Source organism: Phreatobacter aquiterrae (assembly GCF_053471285.1).
Genome location: NZ_JBJPHW010000012.1, coordinates 17,095 through 36,534 on the forward strand (window position 1 = coordinate 17,095; position 19,440 = coordinate 36,534).

Genomic DNA, 19,440 nt, shown 5'->3' on the forward strand with positions numbered 1-19,440 from the left:
ATTTCGCTTGCCCCCATGATCGTCACCTCGCCCGCCCTCGCCGCGCTGCCCGGCATCCGCCACGCCTTCTTCACCCGCCACGGCGGCGTCTCCGACGGCGTCTATGCCTCGCTCAATGCAGGCTTCGGATCGGACGACCACGGCGACAACGTCCGCGAGAACCGGCGGCGCATGGCCGCGGCGCTCGGGGTGGCCGAGAACGCGCTGATCTCCTGCTACCAGATCCACTCGCCGACCGTCGTCATCGCCGAGAAACCCCATGAGGGCGGCGACCGGCCGCGCGCCGATGCGGTGGTGACGAAGGTGCCCGGCATCGCCTGCGGCGTGGCAGCCGCCGATTGCGGCCCTGTGCTCTTCGCCGACGAGGCGGCGGGCGTCGTCGGCGCCGCCCATGCCGGCTGGAAGGGCGCCATCGGCGGCGTGCTCGAGGCGACGATCGATGCCATGGAAGGCCTCGGCGCCGATCGCAACCGCATCCGCACCGCCATCGGCCCGCTCATCCGCCAGCCGAGCTACGAGGTGAGCGAGGCCTTCGTCGACCAGTTCCGCGCGGCGGACGAGGCCTATGAGCGCTTCTTCGCCGTCGGCCGTCCCGGCCACGCCCAGTTCGATCTGCCCGGATTCATCGCCCACCGGCTCGCCACGGCAGGCATCGCCCATATCGACGACCTCGGCCTCGACACCTATGCCGACGAGGTCCGGTTCTATTCCTACCGGCGGACCACCCATCGCAAGGAGCCGGACTACGGCCGGCACATCGCCGGCATCGCGCTGGCGCGATAGGCGCCGGCCCTCCCCGTATCGGCCTGCGGCACGCAGACCAGCCCCGATTCGTCACATGATCGTCACAGCCTGTTGATTGTCCCGTTGCAGGCCGCCACGCGGCATTGTGGCGCGGGGGTTCGGTTGCTATGAGGGCGCTCCGTCGCTCCGCCGAGACCCACACGATGTCGCGAAAACCCGGGATCAAGATCGTTTCCGGCAATTCCAACCGACCGCTCGCGGACGCGATCGGCGCCTATCTCGGCACGCCGCCGGCCAAGGCTTCGGTCCGTCGCTTCGCCGACATGGAGATCTTCGTCGAGATCCAGGAGAACGTGCGCGGCGAGGACGTCTATATCGTCCAGTCGACCTCGTTCCCGACCAACGACCACCTGATGGAACTGCTGATCATCTGTGACGCGCTGCGCCGGTCCTCGGCCAAGCGCATCACCGCGGTGATCCCCTATTTCGGCTATGCCCGCCAGGACCGCCGCTCCGGCTCGCGCACGCCGATCTCCGCCAAGCTGGTGGCGAACCTCATCACCCGCGCCGGCGCCGACCGCGTCATGACGCTCGATCTCCATGCCGGGCAGATCCAGGGCTTCTTCGACATCCCGACCGACAATCTCTTCGCAGCTCCGCTGCTCGCCAAGGACATCCGCGAGACCCGCAGCATCCAGGACGTCATGGTCGTCTCGCCGGACGTCGGCGGCGTCGTGCGCGCCCGCGCGTTGGCCAAGCGCATCGACGCCCTCCTCGCCATCGTCGACAAGCGCCGCGAGCGCCCCGGCGAGAGCGAGGTGATGAACGTCATCGGCGACGTCGAGGGCAAGAGCTGCATCCTGGTCGACGACATCGTCGATTCCGGCGGCACCCTGGTGAATGCCGCCGAGGCGCTGCTGGCCCGCGGCGCCAAGGACGTCTCCGCCTATATCACCCACGGCGTGCTCTCGGGCGGCGCGGTGTCGCGCATCACCTCCTCCAAGCTGAAGGAACTGGTGATCACCGATTCCATCCAGCCGACCGAGGCCGTGCGCGTCGCCCGCAACATCCGCACCCTCTCCGTCGCGAGCCTCATCGGCGAGGCCATCGCCCGCACCGCGAGCGAGGAAAGCGTGTCGAGCCTGTTCGACTGAGGCGCTTTGTTCTAACGCAGACGCATTGTCGTCACGCGAACCGGTCACCGCTTCGCCTGGACAGGCTCTAGCGGATCGTCGCGACCCGCCGCCGCACCCGGTCGAGGAAGGCCTGCCGCTGGTCGGCACTGGCCGAATCCATCCGGTGCAGCGCCAGCCACAGCGTGCGGCAGCGCGGCGCGACCAGCGGCCGCAAGCCCCTGAGCAGCGTCCGCCGCCCCGGCTCCGACATCACCAGCCGCCACCACCACCAGGGCGAGCCCAGCGTCGAAACGGCCCCCACGAAGCGGATGTTCGTCAGCACCCGGCCGATCGGCTTGCCGCCGTCGGGCATGGTGAAGGTCGCGTGCGGGATCCAGACACGGTCGAGCCAGCCCTTGAGCATGGCCGGCAGGCCGTACCACCAGGTCGGATAGACGAAGAGCAGGCCCTCGCACCAGCGCAGATGGTCGAGATGGCCGGCGACGGGCGCCTCGTTCAGTCCGGCGGTGTGATAGGCGCGCCGCTCGTCCGACCTCATGACCGGGTCGAAGCCCTCGGCGTGGAGATCGATCAGCCGGACCTCGTGGCCGGCCGAGGCCAACGCCTCCAGCGCCCGGTCGCGGATCGCCGCGGTGAAGCTCTCCGGACAGGGATGGCAGTAGATCACCAGCATGCGCATGAACGGTCTCGGCACAGAATCGTCGGCTGTCAGGGTGCACATCCGCCCGCCGGGATGCTAGACGGCGCGGCATGGCTCCACCGCTCCTTCAACTGCAAGACATCAAGCTGACCTTCGGCGGCACGCCGCTGTTGACCGGCGCCAATCTGTCGGTCGACGCCGGTGACCGGCTCGCGCTCGTCGGTCGCAACGGCTCCGGCAAGTCGACGCTGCTGAAGATCGCGGCGGGCCTCGTCGAGGCCGATTCCGGGACGCGCTTCGCCCAGCCCGGCGCGACGATCCGCTATCTGCTGCAGGAACCGGACCTGAGCGCCTTCCCGACCACGCTCGCCTATGTCGAGAGCGGTCTTGGGCCCGGAGACGACGCCCATCGCGCACGCCTGCTGCTGGAGGACCTCGGCCTCACCGGCGAGGAAGGCACGGCCTCGCTGTCCGGCGGAGAAGCCAAGCGCGCCGCGCTGGCGCATGCCATCGCGCCGGAACCCGACATCCTCATCCTCGACGAGCCCACCAACCACCTCGACCTCCCGGCGATCGAATGGCTGGAGAAGACGCTGCGGCGCCTGTCCTCGGCCATCGTCATGATCAGCCATGACCGCCGCTTCCTCGAGACGCTGTCGCGCGCCACCGTCTGGCTCGACCGCGGCACGACGCGGCGCCTCGACAAGGGCTTCGCCCATTTCGAGGCCTGGCGCGACGAGGTGCTGGAGCAGGAAGAGAAGGAGCAGCACAAGCTCGACCGGCAGATCGTCCGTGAGGAGCACTGGCTGCGCTATGGCGTCTCGGCCCGGCGCAAGCGCAACGTCCGCCGCCTCGGCAACCTGCACGCCCTGCGCAAGGATTTCCGCGAGCACCGCAAGGCCGTGGGCAATGTCGCGATGACGGTCAGCGAGGCCGACGTGTCCGGGAAGCGCGTTGTCGAGGCGGTCGGCATTTCCAAGCACTTCGGCGACCGCGCCATCGTCGACAACCTGACGATCCGCATCCTGCGCGGCGACCGCCTCGGCATCGTCGGCCCCAATGGCGCCGGCAAGACGACGCTTGTGCAGATGCTGACCGGGACGCTGCCCCCTGACAGTGGCTCCATCGTGCTCGGCACAAACCTCGCCATGGCGACGCTCGACCAGAAGCGCGAGGCGCTCGATCCCGCGACGCCGCTCACCGAGGCGCTCACGCGCGGGCGCGGCGACTACGTGACGATCAACGGCGAGAACCGCCACGTGATCGGCTACATGAAGGACTTCCTGTTCTCCCCCGAGCAGAAGGGCACACCTGTCGGCGTCCTTTCCGGCGGCGAGCGGGGCCGCCTGCTGCTGGCGCGGGCGCTCGCGAGCCCTGCCAATGTCCTTGTCCTCGACGAGCCGACCAACGACCTCGACCTCGAAACACTCGACCTCTTGCAGGAGATGCTCACGGACTTCCCCGGCACCGTGATCCTGGTGTCGCACGACCGCGACTTTCTCGACCGCGTCTGCACCTCGGTTCTGGTCAGCGAGGGCTCCGGCCGCTGGATCGAATATGCCGGTGGCTATTCCGACATGATCACCCAGCGCGGCGCCGGCGTGACGGCGCGGACCGTCGAAAAGACGGCAAGGCCCGGGACCCCGGCGGTGGAACGGAGCGACCGGGCGCCGGATGCCGCAAGGCGCAAGCTGTCGTTCAAGGACAAGCACGATCTCGACAGCCTGCCGGGGCGCATGGAGGCGCTCGGCCGTGACATCGCCAAGCTGCAGGCGATCCTCTCCGATGCGGCGCTCTATGCGCGCGACCGCGCCGCCTTCGACAGGGCGTCCGCCGCCCTCACCCGGGCGCAGGGCGAACTGTCCGCCGCCGAGGATCGCTGGCTGGAACTGGAACTGCTGAAGGAAAGCCTCGAGGCGTGACGCCGGTCAGGCCGCGACCCCGGCGAACCGCTCGTTGAAGGAATAGCCCGAGCCGCGCACGGTGCGGATCGGATCAGTCTCCCGTCCCCGCTTCACCGCCTTGCGCAGGCGGCCGATATGTACGTCCACGGTGCGCTCGTCGATATAGACGTCGCGGCCCCACACCCCGTCCAGAAGCTGTTCGCGCGTATAGACGCGGCCGGGCGACTGCATGAGGAACTCAAGCAGGCGAAACTCGGTCGGTCCGAGATTGATCTCCCGGCCGGCGCGATGGACACGCCGCGTCTCGCGGTCGAGTTCGATATCGCCGGATTTCAGCAGGCTGGACAGATGCTCGGGCTTCGCCCGCCGCAGCAGCGCCCTGACGCGGGCGAGCAGTTCGGGCACCGAGAAGGGCTTCACGACATAGTCGTCGGCACCGGTGGCGAGCCCCCGCACCCGCTCGCCCTCCTCGCCGCGCGCCGTCAGCATGATCACGGGAAGGCGCTCGGTCTCGGGGCGCAGGCGGATGCGGCGGCACAGTTCGATGCCCGACAGGCCCGGAAGCATCCAGTCAAGGAGAACCAGGTCCGGGACGACCTCGCGCAGCCTGACCTCGGCCTCGTCGCCGCGCCCGACGACCTCGACGCGATAGCCCTCGGCCTCAAGATTGTAGCGCAGGAGGACGGTGATCGCTTCCTCGTCCTCGACGACCATGATGCGTGCGGTCATGGCATTCTTTCCGGTTCTGCCCGCGGCAACCGTCAGGACCCGACGGACACCATGGTCGTCGTGTCGAGCTTCGGCCGCTCGTCGGTGAGCGTCACGCCGTTGACCATGTAGTAGACGGTCTCGGCGATGTTGGTGGCGTGGTCGCCGATCCGCTCAAGGTTCTTGGCGCAGAACAGCAGATGGGTGCAGGACCCGATGTTGCGCGGATCCTCCATCATGTAGGTGAGCAGTTCGCGGAACAGCGAATTGTACAGGGCGTCGACGTCGCCGTCGGCCTTCCAGACCTCCAGCGCCGCCGCCACATCGCGCTGCGAATAGGCGTCGAGCACCTGCTTGACGCGCTCGAGGGCCAGGCGCGCCATGGCGTCGAAACCGCCCGAGACCTTCGGCAGCGACAGCGCGCCGTTCATGACGATGACGCGCTTGGCGATGTTCTTGGCGAGATCGGCGATACGCTCAAGGTCGCTCGCAATCCGCAGGGCGCCGACGACCTCGCGGAGGTCGATCGCCATCGGCTGGCGCTTGGCGATGATGAGGATGCCAGTCTCCTCGATCTCGCGGTGAAGGGCATCGATCTGCACATCGGCCTCGCGCACCCGGTGCGCCAGGTCCATGTCGCTGCGGATCAGCGCGTCGATGGAACTGGCGATCTGCCGCTCGGAAAGTCCGCCCATCTCGGCGATGCGCTGAGCCAGGCCCTTGAGCTCGTTCTCGAATGCGCTCACGGTATGTTCGGTCATGCCAGGCTCCTGCAAACGGCGGGTGGGACTCGTTGGATAGTCCTTGCCCGCGACGGTTCTATGCCCGTCGCGTGACGTATCGATGACACGGAATATCGTCCCGATTCAAACACTTGTCACTGTTGCGACAACTCAGACCGGATCAGGCCCCTGGAAGGGCGGCTGTTGGCGGTATCAGGCGGGAGGGTTGGATGCCGTGCCTGCATCACCGTCGGCGGGCTCGGCCACCTCGATCCTGACCGTGAAGATCGCGCCCTGGCCCGGCACGCTCTCGATGGACAGCCGGCCGCGATGCCGGTTGAGGATGTGCTTGACGAGAGCGAGCCCGAGGCCGGTTCCGCCCTTCTCCCGGCTCGACGCCACATCGGCACGATAGAAGCGCTCGGTGAGCCGCGGCAGATGCTCCGCCGGAATGCCGGGACCATGATCGCGGATCGCCACGACGGCGTCGTCGCGCCGCCCCTCGCGAGCCTCGCGGTCGATCAGGATGTCGACCCGCTTGCCCTCCGCGCCGTACTTGATCGCGTTCTGCACGAGGTTCTCGAACAGCCGGATGAGCTCGTCCTGATCGCCGTTCACCGACAGCACGGGCATGGAACTGCGGATCTCCACCTCGACATCCTGCCCGCGCGCGTAGGGCCCGAGCGTGTCGCGCACATGCGCGAGCAACGGGACGAGATCGACGATCCCGACGGGCCGCACATGTTCGTTGAGCTCGACCCGCGACAGCGACAGGAGATCGTCGATGAGGCGCGACATGCGGCGGGCCTGCGCCAGCATGATCTCGAGGAACTTCTCGCGCGCCTGCACGTCGTTGCGCGCCGGGCCCTGGATCGTCTCGATGAAGCCGACCACCGAGGCCAGCGGCGTGCGCAACTCGTGGCTGGCATTGGCGACGAAATCGGCGCGCAGGCGCTCCAGCCGTCGCTCCTCCGTGAGGTCGCGCAGCGACAGGAGAACGAAGTCCGGACGGCTCCCGTCCCGCGCCTCGGAGGTCACCGCCACCGGGGCCGCCTCGACGCTGAACCAGCGGGCGACAGGCACGCGCTCGGCATAGTCGACGGTCTGCGGCAGGTTGCTTGCGAGCGCCCGGCGCACGGTCTCGATGACATCGGGAGCGCGGAGCGACAGCGTCAGGGGCTCGCCGCGCCGGAGGCCGGGCACGAGATCGGCCGCACGGCCGTTGAACGTCCGCACCGTGAGCTTGGGATCGAGCAGGATCGCCGGAACCGGCAGCGAGGCCATCAGACCCTCGACCGTCAGATCGGTCAGCCTCGCGGCGCGCCGGGCCAGCAATTCGCTGTCCAGCGGCGCCGCGGTCCGGGGCCGGCGGCGGACCACGAGGCCTGCAAGGGCGAGCGCCGCCCCCGCGCCGGCCGCATAGGGCCAGGGGAGCGACCCCGCCGTCATCAGCGCGATGGCCAGCACCGCACCGCAGGCATAGAGAAACCAGCGCCCGGCCCAGCCTTCGGTCCAGCTCTGCCGGATGTCATCGGCCATGCGCGCACCCCTCTTCCAGGCCCGGTCCCTGACACGTCGTCGAGACGGCTCTGTGACCGCGGGGATCAGTCACGACGAAACACGACGCTGGCGGCCCAGCCGGTGAACAGCGCCAGCATGGCGGCGGCCAGTCCGTAGAGGATGCCGTGATCGCGGGCTGCATTGGCGATGAAGGCCTCGAAGCCGGTCTTGGTGACCTCGAAATTGGTACTCTCGCGGGCCAGCACAACGCCGCCCGACATCAGGAAGATGTCGACGTCGAAGTTTCCGACCGGCGTGTTCGGCACCACCGGAATGTTGGCGCGGAACAGGTTCGGGGTGAGGAAGGTGACGCCCGTCGGGTTCTCCCGATAGAGGCCCTTGGCCCGGTTGATGCGCAGGAAGGCCTCGCGGAAGGCGGGGGTCGCGGAGGGATTGGTGCCGAGGCGCGGCGTGATCGCCGTGATCGCGTCGACGCCGATCTGCTGGCGGCTGCGCAGTTCGAGGTCGGCGAGTTCGGCCGCCGGCTTGTTCGCGAGCAGGGCATAGAAGCTCGGCACCTCGACGAACTCGCGCGCGTCGGTGTTCACCCAGATGCCGAAGAAACGGGTCTTCTGGCGGGTCACGACCATGGCCCGGGGTCCCCGCACGACGACGGCCAGATCATAGCCGCCGGCGCGCGAGATGGTCTGCGCATCGCGTTCGATCGCCCCGAACAGGACGATCTGCGAGCCGATGAAGCTGGAGGTGATCTGCAGCCGGTGCGTCGAGAGCGACGTGATCATCGTCTCGGCGAAGGCAGCCGGGGCGACGATCAGCAGCGCGAGGACGAGGATGATCCGCCTCATGCCCGCACCACCCATTCCATGATGGTGTTGGAGAACGGGTCGTCCGGTCGCGCCACCAGGTCGATGAAGAACCGCATGCCGACCGCGAGCACGACCAGACCGAGCAGCAGGCGCAATTCCTCCCCCTTCAGCGCCAGCGATGTGCGCGCGCCGAACTGCGCCCCGACGACGCCGCCGATCATCAGGAGCAGGGCCAGGACCACGTCGACGGTGGCGTTGGTGGCAGCGTGGAAGACCACCGCCATCAGCATGGTCACGAGCGTCTGCAGGCTCGACGTGCCGATGACCACCGCGGTCGAGACGCGCAGCAGGTAGATCAGCGCCGGCACCAGAAGGAAGCCCCCGCCGATGCCCATCATCGAGCCGAGGAAGCCGATGCCGAGGCCGATGGCGACCACCGGAATGGCGGAGACGGTGATGCGGGACTTCGGAAAATGCATGACGAAGGGAAGCCCGGAGGCGATCCGCCGGTCGCGCGCGGGGAGAAGCTTCGGCGGTTCACCGGATCGCGCGCGGGCGATGGCGCGGCTGCTCTCCACCACCATCAGCAGGCCGATGCCGCTGAGCAGCGTCACGTACGACAGGGCGATGAAGAGATCGAGCTGGCCCTCCCGCCGGAGCAGGGAGAAGGCGGCGACGCCGCCGGCGGTTCCGACGCCGCTGCCGATCAACAGAACCCCGACGAGCTTGGCGTCGACCGCGTTCTTGCGCCAGTAGCTGAGCGTCCCCGACAGCGACGACGCCGCGATCTGGCCGGAGACGGAGGCGACGGCGATGGCAGGGGGAATGCCGATGAAGATCAGCAAGGGCGTCAGCAGGAATCCGCCACCGACCCCGAACATCCCGGAGATGAAGCCGATCGCGAGCCCCATGCCCAGAATGAGGAGCATGTTGACGGGCAATTCGGCGATCGGGAGGTAAAGCTGCACGGAGATCCCCGGTCAGGGTGTGCAACCATCGAAGGCCGGAAAAACTCCGTCGCGTCAAGGCCTTTGCCGGAAAATCCGTACCCCTTCCGCGCGGGGCTAGTATGAGCGCGGCATTCCCAGCACATGCTCGCCGACATAGGCGAGGATGAGGTTCGTGGAGATCGGCGCCACCTGATAAAGCCGCGTCTCCCGGAACTTGCGCTCGACGTCGTAGTCGGCGGCAAAGCCGAAGCCGCCATGGGTCTGGATGCAGGCGTTCGCCGCCTCGAACGAGGCGTCGGCGGCGAGAAGCTTGGCCATGTTGGCCTCGGCGCCGAACTCGTCGCCCGCATCGCAGAGCGCCGCCGCCTGGAAGCGCATGAGATCCGCGGCCCGGATGTTCACATAGGCCCGGGCGATGGGGAACTGGATGCCCTGGTTCTTCGCGATCGGCCGGTCGAACACGATCCGCTCGCTGCCGTACTTCTTCGCGCGGTCGATGAACCAGTAGCCGTCGCCGATGCATTCCGCCGCAATCAGCGTGCGCTCGGCATTGAGCCCCGACAGGATCGTCTTGAAGCCCTTGCCCTCCTGCCCGATCAGGTTCTCGGCCGGGATCTCCAGATCGTCGAAGAAGACCTCGTTGGTCTCGTGGTTGACCATGTTGCGGATCGGCCGGACGGTCATGCCATTGCCGATCGCCTCGCGCAGGTCGACGAGGAAGACCGACAGGCCGTCGGACTTCTTCGCTACCTGGTCGAGCGGCGTGGTGCGGGCCAGCAGCACCATCAGGTCGGAATGCTGGACACGGCTCGTCCACACCTTCTGACCGTTGACGACATAGCGGTCGCCCGTCCTCACCGCCGTCGTCTTCAGCCTGGTGGTGTCGGTGCCGGTGGTCGGCTCGGTCACCGCCATGGTCTGGAGCCTGAGTTCGCCCGCCGCGATCTTGGGCAGATAGCGCGCCTTCTGCTCATCGGAGCCGCCACGCAGGATGGTGCCCATGTTGTACATCTGGCCGTGGACGGCACCGGAATTGCCCCCCGAGCGGTTGATCTCCTCCATGATGATGGAGGCCTCCGTCAGTCCGAGGCCCGAGCCGCCATATTCGGTGGGAATCAGCGCCGCCAGCCAGCCGGCCCTGGTGAGTTCTTCCGTAAAGGCCTCCGGATAGCCCCGTTCCTCGTCGACGCGGCGCCAGTAGGCGTCGTCGTAGCGGCCGCACAGATCGCGGACGGCCTCGCGCAGGTCGGAATGGTCGTGGGCGGTCGGGATCGTCAGCGGCATGTCGGTTCTCCAGCGATGCACGTTATGGGTCGCTTCGCCATGGCTGGAAAGTCCGTCGCTCGAAGGGCGGCGGCGCAATGTTTGCTTGGCCGGGTGGCGCCTCGTGCGACGGCGCCTTTGACCCGCCGCGTTTCACCCTTTACCCATCGTAGCCATGGCCATTCTCGCAAAGCTGCACCACGTCACGCGCTATCTCTACGATCGCCCGGTCACCCTCGGCCCGCAGGTGATCCGGCTGCGGCCGGCGCCCCACAGTCGCACGGCGATCCAGAGCTATTCCCTGAAGGTGGTTCCCGAGCAGCATTTCGTGAACTGGCAGCAGGACCCGCACGGCAACTGGCTGGCCCGGTTCGTCTTTCCGGAGAAGTCGACGGAGTTCTCGATCACCGTCGACCTCATCGCCGACATGGCGGTGGTCAACCCCTTCGACTTCTTCATCGAGAGCTATGCCGACAGCTATCCCTTCGCCTATGCACCCGCCCTGGCCGAGGAGCTTGCGCCCTATCTGATCACCGAGGCGGCCGGCGAGCCCTTCGAGCGCTATCTGGCGGCGGTTCCCCGCGGCCCGACCCAGACGATCGACTTCCTCGTCGCCCTGAACCAGCGCCTGCAGCAGGAGATCCGCTACATCGTCCGCATGGAGCCCGGCGTGCAGACGCCGGACGAGACGCTGGAGAACGCCTCCGGATCGTGTCGCGATTCGGCCTGGCTGCTGGTCCAGATCGCGCGGCGCCTCGGCCTCGCTGCCCGTTTCGTCTCCGGCTACCTCATCCAGCTGAAGCCGGACCTCAAGGCTCTCGACGGACCCGCCGGCACCGACAAGGACTTCACCGACCTGCACGCCTGGACCGAGATCTACATTCCCGGCGCCGGCTGGATCGGTCTCGACCCGACCTCCGGCCTGCTCTGCGGCGAGGGACATATTCCCCTGGCCGCGACGCCGCACTACCGCTCGGCCGCCCCCATTTCGGGCGCCGTCGATCCGGCGGAGGTGAGCTTCGCCTTCGACATGCGCGTCGACCGCGTCGATGAGCGGCCGCGCGTCACCGCGCCCTTCTCCGACGAGGCCTGGCAGCGGCTCGACGCCCTTGGCGACAAGGTCGATGCCGACCTCTCAGCCGGCGACGTGCGCCTCACCATGGGAGGCGAGCCGACCTTCATCTCCATCGACGACTATGAGGGCGAGGAGTGGAACACGGGGGCTGTCGGCCCCACCAAGCGGGCCCGCGCCGACGAACTCATCCGCCGCCTGCGCGACAGCTTCGCGCCCGGTGGCTTCCTGCACTACGGCCAGGGCAAATGGTATCCGGGCGAGAGCCTGCCGCGCTGGACCTTCGCGCTCTACTGGCGCCGCGACGGCAAGCCGATCTGGAAGGACGAGACCCTCATCGCCCGCGAGGAGGCGCCGGTCCCGGCGACCATCGACGGCGCAGGGGCGCTCGCCTCCGGCATCGCCGAGAAGCTCGGGCTCGATGGAGACGCCGCCCTGCCGGCCTATGAGGACCCGGCGCACTGGGGGATCAAGGAGGCCGAGCTTCCGGTCAATGTCGACGCGCTCGATTCCAAGCTCGAGGACGCCGAGGCCCGCGCCCGCATCGCCCGCGTCTTCGAGCGCGGCCTGACACACCCTTCCGGCTTCGTCCTGCCGATCCAGCGCTGGAACGCCGCTCCGGCGAAATCCAACTGGATGACGGAGAAATGGAAGCTGAAGCGCGAGAAGCTCTTCCTCGTTCCCGGCGACAGCCCCGTCGGCTACCGCCTGCCGCTGGGCTCCCTGCCCTATGTGCCGCCGGCCTCCTATCCCTATGTCGTCGCCGCCGATCCCTGGACGGTGCCCACCGACCTGCCCGATCCGCAGGATATCGAGGGGCGGATCACCCAGCGCGTCTCGGTCGAGCGCGAGCGGGACGCGGAGCGCACCGAGCAGGTCGAGCAGGTCCTGACCGAAGACAATTCGGTGCGCACGGCGCTGGCCGTGGAGCCGCGCGACGGCAAGCTCTGCGTCTTCATGCCGCCGACCGAGCGGCTGGAGGACTATCTGGAACTGCTCGCTGCGACCGAGGCCACTGCCAGGGAGCTGGGGCTGACCGTCCATGTCGAGGGCTATGCGCCGCCGACCGACCCGCGCCTCAACGTCATCAAGGTGACGCCCGACCCCGGCGTGATCGAGGTCAACGTCCATCCGGCCGCCTCCTGGCGCGAATGCGTCGCGATCACGCAAGGTCTCTACGAGGAAGCGCGCCTCGCCCGTCTCGGCACCGAAAAGTTCATGGTCGACGGCCGCCATGTCGGCACTGGCGGCGGCAACCATGTCGTGGTCGGCGGCGCGAGGCCCGCCGACAGCCCCTTCCTGCGGCGCCCGGACCTCCTGAAGAGCCTCGTGCTCTATTGGCAGCGCCACCCCTCGCTCTCCTACCTCTTCTCCGGACTGTTCATCGGCCCAACCAGCCAGGCGCCGCGCGTCGACGAGGCGCGGCACGACGGGCTGTATGAGCTGGAGATCGCCATGGCCATGGTGCCGAAGCCCGGCGCGGGCGTGGCCCCCGCCCCCTGGCTCGTGGACCGGCTGTTCCGCAACCTGCTGGTCGATTCCTCCGGCAATACGCACCGCACGGAATTGTGCATCGACAAGCTGTTCTCGCCGGACAGTCCCTCGGGCCGCCTCGGCCTCGTCGAGTTCCGCGGCTTCGAGATGCCGCCGGACGCGCGCATGAGCCTCGCCCAGCAGTTGCTCATCCGCGCCCTCATCGCGACGTTCTGGCGCACACCGCTGGACGGGCCGCTGGTGCGTTGGGGCACGGCCCTGCACGACCGCTTCATGCTGCCGCATTTCGTCTGGGAGGATTTTCTCGGCGTTCTCGGCGACCTCGGCCGGGCCGGCTATGCCTTCGATCCCGCCTGGTTCGAGGCGCAGTTCGAGTTCCGCTTCCCGCTGGCCGGCCAGGTCGATCATGCCGGCGTCCGGATGGAGATCCGGCAGGCGCTGGAACCCTGGCATGTGCTCGGGGAGGAAGGCGCCATCGGCGGCACCGTGCGCTTCGTCGATTCCTCGGTGGAGCGGCTTCAGGTCCGGCTCATGGGTCTCCAGCCCGAGCGCCACACCGTCACCTGCAACGGCCGTCCCGTGCCGCTGACCGCGACGGGACGCAGCGGCGAGTTCGTCGGCGGCGTCCGGTTCAAGGCCTGGCAGCCCCCGTCCGGACTGCACCCGACCATTCCGGTCCAGGCGCCGCTGACCTTCGATCTCGTCGACAGCTGGAGCCGGCGGTCGATGGGCGGCTGCGTCTATCACGTCGCCCATCCCGGCGGGCGCAGCTACGATACCTTCCCGGTCAATGCCTATGAGGCCGAAGCGCGGCGGCGCGCCCGCTTCCAGGATCACGGCCACACGCCCGGCCTCATCGACCCGCCCCGCGCAGAACATTCCGGAGAATTCCCCGCAACCCTCGACCTGCGGCGCCCACCGGTGCATTGAAGGTCCCATGACTCACCGGGGACAACGATCCATCGACAACCGCGCCGAGCGGATGCTGGCGATGCTGGGCCGGTACGAGCCGGTGCCCGGCCTCTATGACGAGATCCTCGACGAGCGCGGCGAGGTCCGCCCGCACTGGCGTCCCTTCCTCGCCACTCTGGCCGATCTCGGCCCGCGCGAACTCGAGAAGCGTTTTTCCGGCGCCGACCGCTACCTCCGCGATTCCGGCGTCTATTATCGCGTCTATGACGACACGCAGAACCGCGAGAAGACCTGGCCCCTCGCCCATGTGCCTCTGGTCATCGCGCCTGACGAGTGGCGCGCCCTGTCGGAAGGCCTGCGCGAAAGGGCGGAACTGCTCGAATGGGTCCTGAAGGACCTGTTCGGACCGGGAGACCTGGTGCGTGACGGACTGCTTCCCGGCGCGGCGATCGCCGGCGCACAGGACTACCTGCGCCCGATGGTGGGCGCCAAGCCCAAAGGCGGCAACCATCTCCTCTACTATGCCGTCGATGTCGGTCGCGGGCCCGACGGGCGCTGGTGGGTGCTCGGCGACCGCGCCCAGGCCCCGTCCGGTGCCGGCTATGCCTTGCAGAACCGCCTCGCCATGGCGCGCTCGCTCCCGGAGATCTACCGCTCGCTCCCCGTCGAGCGGCTCGCCGGCTTCTTCCAGGACCTCCGCTCCGAATTCTCGGCCCATGCGGGTGCGACCGACTCGCGCGTCGCGGTTCTGACGCCGGGGCCTCTCAACGAGACCTATTTCGAGCATGCCTTCCTCGCCCGCTATCTCGGCTTCCTGCTGGCCGAGGGCGCCGACCTGACGGTGCGCGACGACACGCTCTACGTCCGCACGGTGTCGGGCCTGAAGAAGCTCGAGATGGTCTGGCGGCGGCTGGATGCGGATTTCGCCGATCCGCTCGAACTCAATCCCCGCTCGCGGCTCGGCGTCGCCGGCCTCGTCCACGCGATCCGCGCCGGCAAGGTGACGCTCGCCAATGCCCTCGGCTCCGGCGTCGTCGAATCCCGCTCGCTCCTCGCCTTCCTGCCGACCATCGCCCAGGCGCGGAACGGCCGGGATCTCGCCATCCCCCACGTCGCCACCTGGTGGTGCGGCCAGCCGATCGAGCGCGGGGCGGTCATTGCCGACCTCGAATCCTTCGTCATCGCCCCGGCCTTCAGCCAGTCCATCCCCGGCCTGCTGCCGGAGGGAGCTGTGCTCGCCTCCAGCCTGTCCGCCGAGGCGCGGCTCAGGCTGTCGGAGGAAATCCGCGTCCGGGGCTCGGACTTCGTCGCCCAGGAGGTGGTGCAGCTCTCCACCATGCCGGTGTGGCGCGACGGCTATCTCGAACCCCGGCCGTTCATTCTGCGCTTGTTCCTCGCCAAGATCGGCGACCACTGGGAGGTCATGCCCGGCGGGCTCTGCCGCATCGGCGACCGGATCGACGCCCGCGCCGTCACCATGCAGCGCGACGGCAGTTCGGCCGATGTCTGCGTCCTCTCCGACGGCCCCGTCGAGGAGACGACCCTCCTGCCGACGCCGGACAAGATCGAGCTCCGGCGGGCGACGGCCTCGCTGCCGAGCCGGGCCGCGGACAACCTGTTCTGGCTCGCCCGCTACATGGAGCGCGCCGAACAGACCCTTCGCCTGCTGCGGGCTCTCGGCGACCAGGTCGGCAGCGGCGAGGCCATGAGCGCCGAGGTCGTCAAGCGGCTGGTGGAACTGCTCACCGCCTGGGAGGCGTTGCCCAAGGAGCGCAGCATCGGCGATCCCCAGGCCATTGCCGGCATTGCCCTGCACGGGCCATCGTCCGGCGGGCTCCTGTCGCTGTCGCGATCGGCCCTCAATGCGGCCTCGGTCATCCGCGACCGGTTCTCGCCGGATGCCTGGAAGACGATCAACGACATGGTTCACCTCGCGGACAGGGGCAACAAGCCGGAGGTCGGCGCCTTCGACCGCATCGAAGCCGGGCTCAGGCTCGCGGCCGTGTTCTCCGGCCTGACCCAGGAGAACATGAACCAGCTCATCGGCTGGCGCTTCATGAAGATCGGCAAGCGGATCGAGCGGGCGCTCGCCGTCTGCCGCTTCGCCCGCACCTTCGCCGACGCCAAGGCGGGAACGGCCGGGTTCGACCTGCTGCTAGGCCTCGCCGACAGCCAGATCACCTACCGCCGCCGCTACGTCATGATCGCCGCGCGCGCGCCCGTCCTCGACCTCGTCATTCTCGACCCGAACAATCCGCGCTCGGTCGCCTTCCAGGTCGAGCGCCTCGCCGACCATCTCGCCCACCTGCCGGATCATGTCGCCGACGGCCGTCTCAACGTTCCGGAAAAGCTGATCGCACGCGCGCGGGTCGATCTGCAGACCGCCGATGCGCATTCGCTCGACGCGCGCCACATCCTCGCCATCGAACAGCGGCTCTCGGCCGTCTCCGACGAGATTTCCGAACGCTATTTCACGCATCGCGACGGCGCACGGCCCCTCGGCGCCGCCGCAAATGAGCTGTTCTGATGATCTACGACGTCCGCCAGGTGACCGACTACCATTACGCCCGGCCCGTGGTGTTCGCTCAGCACGTGCTGCGCATCGTGCCGGTGGACCGTCCGGGACAGAGCGTCGAATCGTGCCGCCTTGCCATCTCGCCGGAACCGTCCGGGCGGCGCGACGACATCGACTTCTTCGGCAACAACCGCATCTTCCTCGACCTCGACCGGCCGCATCGCGAACTCAAGATCGAGATGAGCGCCCGCATCACCGTCGAAGGCCGCAGCCGCCCCCTGCCCGGCATGGACCCGCCCTGGGAGCGCGTCCGCGAGACCGCCTTCGCCAGCGCCGACATGTCGCCGCACTCGCCCGTCCACGCCCTCTTCCCCTCGACCTATGTTCCGCGTGACCCGGCGATCCGCGCCTATGCCAGCGCGTCCTTTCCGCCCGGCCGCCCGATCATCGAGGCGGCGCTCGACCTCGCCCGCCGCATCCAGGCCGATTTCGACTATGCCCCCGGCGAGACCGACACCTCCACGCCTGCCGCGAAGGCCTTCGCCATGCGCAAGGGCGTCTGCCAGGACTTCACCCACATCATGATCTCCGGCCTGCGCGGGCTCGGCCTGCCGGCGGCCTATGTCTCCGGCTTCCTGCGCACCATCCCGCCGGCCGGCAAGGAGCGCCTCGAGGGCGCCGACGCGACCCATGCCTGGGTTTCCGTGTGGTGCGGCGCGGCGCTCGGCTGGTGGGGGTTCGACCCGACCAACGGTCTCATCGTCGGCGAGGACCACATCGTTCTCGCCATCGGCCGCGACTTCGTCGACGTCGCGCCGAACGGCGGCGTCGTCATCGCCTCCGGCGACCACGACATCGCGGTGGCGGTCGACGTCAAGCCGCTGGGCGCGTGAGCCGCGCCATCTCTCCGCGCGATGACCGGCCGCGCCACTGATACTGGCGTTAGCGAATTGTTTTCATTGTTTTTTCTCGAATGGTTTAATCATCGAAACTAGACTTCATCGCAGGAAAGGGTGCGCCCATGTCCCTGCATCTCTCGACGGGACCCGCCGACATCCAGCGGTCCGACATTGCGAGCCCGCCGCTCGCTCCCGGCGACGCGCCGCTGGCGCCGAGGCACAGCGAGCTTCTGTCGCGGCTCGGCATCCACTCCTGGTCGATCGATCTGAAGAGCGAACGGGTGAGATGGGAGACGGTCGATCCGAACGGCCGCGTCGTCGCGATCACCGGCACGCTTTCCGCCCTCTTGGGACAGGCCGGCGACGCCGACGCCGCCAAGTTTCGCACCCACATCAAGACGGCCATCGATACCGGGGCCGCCGGCCCCGACATCTTCTCCTTCGACGACCGGGACCATGCGAACAGCCAGATCGAGTCGGTCTGCGTTCTCCGATGGATCAGCGGGCGACCGATCCTCGCGGGCTTGTATCGCGATACAGAGAGGGAACATCAACAGGAAGACCAGATCGGCCATCTCGTCGCCAACCTTGACGCGTTCCTGATGCACTCGCCCAGTTGCACGCTGGTGCTGGCCCGCGACGGAACAGTCTTCAACTGCAATCCGGCCTTCCTGAAGTTCGGGCAGGTCACCGAGCGGCGCCAGGTCGTCCGCCGCAATGTCTATGACCTGGCCGAGCTGATCTCGCCGAAACTGGTCAGCATCGTGCGCGGCGCGCTCGCCTCGGCCGAGACCCTGCATGGGCATTCCGTGGTGGCCTTCCGCCACGGCCAGATGCGCGACGTCCACTGGCGCTGCTTCAGCCTCGAGGGCCGTACGCCGGACGCCGTGACGCGCGTCTTCGCCTTCGACCTGCGCCGGCCCGACGTCGACGACCTCGTCGAATAGGGTCGGCGCGGTCGCGGCATCATGGCGCTATGGCGGTGACGCCAGCTGATGCTGGGCTTGAGCGAAGGCTGCGCCTTCAGGAGAACTTCCAGCCGACGAAGATCGCCAGCGCCGCCGGGATGCCGAACACGACGAGCAGGATGGGCGTCTCGACCGCCACGGAATAACCCGCCCGGGTGACACCCACCCACATGTTGACCAGCGAGGCCAGCAGCCACAGCGGAAGCACGATCTTCGGGATCATCCAGCCGTCGGCCCCGAACATGCGGACGGCAAGTGTCGTGACGGCCAGGAGAACCAGGCCGGCTCCGATCACGATCACAGTGTGCATGCCGTCCTCCGTCGATATCCGTGCATGAGCGTGGCCCGGACCGGGCCGCGAGATCAACAGCGACGTCACGCCGTCGGGTGGTAGAGCCGTCCGATATCGAACCGCGCCATGTCGTCGAGCAGCTTGACGAATTCGCCCGCCTGGAAGGCGGCTGTCGCCCGCCCCTTCTCGGCCGTCGCCAGCGAGGCGTCGCCTGCGGCACCGTCTGGATGGATGTCCTGCGCCATCCAGCCGAAGGCATGATTCACGGTGGGGCGCAGATAGGTGAACTCCGTCTCCATCGACACCATGACCGGCTCGAACAGCTTCGCCTCCGACATGTCGACGAGGTCTGGCCGGAAATGCAGCATCAGCGAGGTCTCCACGTCGCCGCCGTGGATGCCGTGCTTGATGTCGAGGTCGCCGTAGAGGCCGGGCGGGCGGCCGAAGGCGGTCCAGCTCGTCACCACGGCGAGTTGGCGGAAGCGGATGCGCAGTTCGCGCGCCACCACGCGCATCGGGTCGAGATTGCCGCCATGCGAGGTCAGCAGCGCGATCTTGTCGATGCCGGCGCGCTTCACGCTCTCGCCAATCTCGACCCAGCCCCGGAGGACGGTCTCCGCAGAGAGGGTCAGCGTGCCCCTGGAATGCAGATGTTCGTTCGACTTGGCGACCGCCTCGATGGGCAGGAACAGCGCCGTCACGTCCGGCCCGACGAGGGGAAAGGCCGTGTCGATCATGCCCTGCATGATGGAGGTGTCGGTGGAGACCGGCAGATGCGGGCCGTGCTGCTCGATGGCCGCCAGCGGCAGGACCGCGATAGTGGTCGCCGGATCGAGCCGGTCGAAGTCCGTTGTCTTCAGGTCGCCCCAATAGCGCGCCGGCATGGGAGGTCTC

At 68.2% G+C, this 19,440-nt stretch carries 16 protein-coding genes; 7 read left to right on the forward strand and 9 right to left on the reverse strand.

The features are described 5' to 3' along the window. The first annotated feature begins 15 nt into the window (after positions 1-15). Both pgeF and ACJ4V0_RS17265 read left to right on the forward strand, forming a co-directional pair. Positions 16-783, forward strand: a complete 768-nt coding sequence (gene pgeF, locus ACJ4V0_RS17260) for a peptidoglycan editing factor PgeF (protein WP_448300840.1) — start codon at positions 16-18, stop codon at positions 781-783. 164 nt (positions 784-947) lie between these two features. After that, on the forward strand, positions 948-1,898 hold the full coding sequence (locus ACJ4V0_RS17265; RefSeq protein ID WP_448300841.1) for a ribose-phosphate pyrophosphokinase: 951 nt from the start codon (positions 948-950) through the stop codon (positions 1,896-1,898). 67 nt (positions 1,899-1,965) lie between these two features. Here ACJ4V0_RS17265 and ACJ4V0_RS17270 read toward each other — a convergent pair whose 3' ends face one another. Beyond that, a complete protein-coding gene (locus tag ACJ4V0_RS17270) occupies positions 1,966-2,559 on the reverse strand; it encodes an NAD(P)H-dependent oxidoreductase (protein WP_448300842.1) in 594 nt (197 codons plus the stop codon). Positions 2,560-2,630: 71 nt separating this feature from the next. On the opposite strand from ACJ4V0_RS17270, the gene ACJ4V0_RS17275 reads away from it, so the two are divergent. Beyond that, on the forward strand, positions 2,631-4,442 hold the full coding sequence (locus tag ACJ4V0_RS17275; protein ID WP_448300843.1) for an ABC-F family ATP-binding cassette domain-containing protein: 1,812 nt from the start codon (positions 2,631-2,633) through the stop codon (positions 4,440-4,442). Positions 4,443-4,448: 6 nt separating this feature from the next. Here ACJ4V0_RS17275 and phoB read toward each other — a convergent pair whose 3' ends face one another. From phoB to ACJ4V0_RS17305, 6 genes are all read right to left on the reverse strand, one after another. Next, a complete protein-coding gene (gene phoB / locus ACJ4V0_RS17280; protein WP_448300844.1) occupies positions 4,449-5,153 on the reverse strand; it encodes a phosphate regulon transcriptional regulator PhoB in 705 nt (234 codons plus the stop codon). A 32-nt stretch (positions 5,154-5,185) separates the two neighbouring features. Next, positions 5,186-5,893, reverse strand: coding sequence for a phosphate signaling complex protein PhoU (phoU, locus tag ACJ4V0_RS17285; RefSeq protein ID WP_448300845.1), 708 nt, complete (start codon positions 5,891-5,893; stop codon positions 5,186-5,188). A 174-nt stretch (positions 5,894-6,067) separates the two neighbouring features. Beyond that, positions 6,068-7,393 carry an ATP-binding protein gene (locus ACJ4V0_RS17290; protein WP_448300846.1) on the reverse strand — a complete coding sequence of 442 codons (1,326 nt, stop codon included), beginning with the start codon at positions 7,391-7,393 and terminating at the stop codon, positions 6,068-6,070. Between the two features lie 65 nt (positions 7,394-7,458). Continuing rightward, positions 7,459-8,220, reverse strand: coding sequence for a TIGR02186 family protein (locus tag ACJ4V0_RS17295; RefSeq protein WP_448300847.1), 762 nt, complete (start codon positions 8,218-8,220; stop codon positions 7,459-7,461). Beyond that, positions 8,217-9,149, reverse strand: coding sequence for a sulfite exporter TauE/SafE family protein (locus tag ACJ4V0_RS17300; protein WP_448300848.1), 933 nt, complete (start codon positions 9,147-9,149; stop codon positions 8,217-8,219). Before ACJ4V0_RS17300 ends, ACJ4V0_RS17295 begins: the two co-directional genes overlap by 4 nt. A gap of 96 nt (positions 9,150-9,245) precedes the next feature. Next, a complete protein-coding gene (locus ACJ4V0_RS17305) occupies positions 9,246-10,415 on the reverse strand; it encodes an acyl-CoA dehydrogenase family protein (protein ID WP_448300849.1) in 1,170 nt (389 codons plus the stop codon). 154 nt (positions 10,416-10,569) lie between these two features. On the opposite strand from ACJ4V0_RS17305, the gene ACJ4V0_RS17310 reads away from it, so the two are divergent. The 4 genes from ACJ4V0_RS17310 (at position 10,570) to ACJ4V0_RS17325 (ending at position 18,233) form a co-directional block, all read left to right on the forward strand. Next, on the forward strand, positions 10,570-13,890 hold the full coding sequence (locus tag ACJ4V0_RS17310; RefSeq protein ID WP_448300850.1) for a transglutaminase family protein: 3,321 nt from the start codon (positions 10,570-10,572) through the stop codon (positions 13,888-13,890). 7 nt (positions 13,891-13,897) lie between these two features. Beyond that, complete coding sequence (locus ACJ4V0_RS17315; protein ID WP_448300851.1) at positions 13,898-16,399, forward strand: circularly permuted type 2 ATP-grasp protein; 2,502 nt, start codon at positions 13,898-13,900, stop codon at positions 16,397-16,399. After that, on the forward strand, positions 16,399-17,280 hold the full coding sequence (locus ACJ4V0_RS17320) for a transglutaminase family protein (RefSeq protein WP_448300852.1): 882 nt from the start codon (positions 16,399-16,401) through the stop codon (positions 17,278-17,280). Before ACJ4V0_RS17315 ends, ACJ4V0_RS17320 begins: the two co-directional genes overlap by 1 nt. Before the next feature lie 128 nt (positions 17,281-17,408). After that, on the forward strand, positions 17,409-18,233 hold the full coding sequence (locus ACJ4V0_RS17325) for a nitrogen regulation protein NR(II) (protein WP_448300853.1): 825 nt from the start codon (positions 17,409-17,411) through the stop codon (positions 18,231-18,233). Between the two features lie 76 nt (positions 18,234-18,309). On the opposite strand, the gene ACJ4V0_RS17330 is transcribed toward ACJ4V0_RS17325, so the two are convergent. Beyond that, entirely contained in the window at positions 18,310-18,564 is a 255-nt protein-coding gene (locus tag ACJ4V0_RS17330; RefSeq protein ID WP_448300854.1) for a hypothetical protein, read from the reverse strand. A gap of 65 nt (positions 18,565-18,629) precedes the next feature. Beyond that, complete coding sequence (locus tag ACJ4V0_RS17335) at positions 18,630-19,430, reverse strand: creatininase family protein (RefSeq protein ID WP_448300855.1); 801 nt, start codon at positions 19,428-19,430, stop codon at positions 18,630-18,632. Positions 19,431-19,440: the final 10 nt, after the last annotated feature.

Coding starts and splice junctions, on each gene's coding strand:
- ACJ4V0_RS17305 (WP_448300849.1), bottom strand. CDS start 10,415: ATGCCGCTGACGATCCCGACCGCCCACGACCATTCCGACCTGCGCGAG.
- phoB (WP_448300844.1), bottom strand. CDS start 5,153: ATGACCGCACGCATCATGGTCGTCGAGGACGAGGAAGCGATCACCGTC.
- ACJ4V0_RS17270 (WP_448300842.1), bottom strand. CDS start 2,559: ATGCGCATGCTGGTGATCTACTGCCATCCCTGTCCGGAGAGCTTCACC.
- ACJ4V0_RS17315 (WP_448300851.1), top strand. CDS start 13,898: ATGACTCACCGGGGACAACGATCCATCGACAACCGCGCCGAGCGGATG.
- ACJ4V0_RS17335 (WP_448300855.1), bottom strand. CDS start 19,430: ATGCCGGCGCGCTATTGGGGCGACCTGAAGACAACGGACTTCGACCGG.
- ACJ4V0_RS17295 (WP_448300847.1), bottom strand. CDS start 8,220: ATGAGGCGGATCATCCTCGTCCTCGCGCTGCTGATCGTCGCCCCGGCT.
- ACJ4V0_RS17320 (WP_448300852.1), top strand. CDS start 16,399: ATGATCTACGACGTCCGCCAGGTGACCGACTACCATTACGCCCGGCCC.
- ACJ4V0_RS17330 (WP_448300854.1), bottom strand. CDS start 18,564: ATGCACACTGTGATCGTGATCGGAGCCGGCCTGGTTCTCCTGGCCGTC.
- ACJ4V0_RS17275 (WP_448300843.1), top strand. CDS start 2,631: ATGGCTCCACCGCTCCTTCAACTGCAAGACATCAAGCTGACCTTCGGC.
- ACJ4V0_RS17310 (WP_448300850.1), top strand. CDS start 10,570: ATGGCCATTCTCGCAAAGCTGCACCACGTCACGCGCTATCTCTACGAT.
- ACJ4V0_RS17290 (WP_448300846.1), bottom strand. CDS start 7,393: ATGGCCGATGACATCCGGCAGAGCTGGACCGAAGGCTGGGCCGGGCGC.
- phoU (WP_448300845.1), bottom strand. CDS start 5,893: ATGACCGAACATACCGTGAGCGCATTCGAGAACGAGCTCAAGGGCCTG.
- ACJ4V0_RS17265 (WP_448300841.1), top strand. CDS start 948: ATGTCGCGAAAACCCGGGATCAAGATCGTTTCCGGCAATTCCAACCGA.
- pgeF (WP_448300840.1), top strand. CDS start 16: ATGATCGTCACCTCGCCCGCCCTCGCCGCGCTGCCCGGCATCCGCCAC.
- ACJ4V0_RS17325 (WP_448300853.1), top strand. CDS start 17,409: ATGTCCCTGCATCTCTCGACGGGACCCGCCGACATCCAGCGGTCCGAC.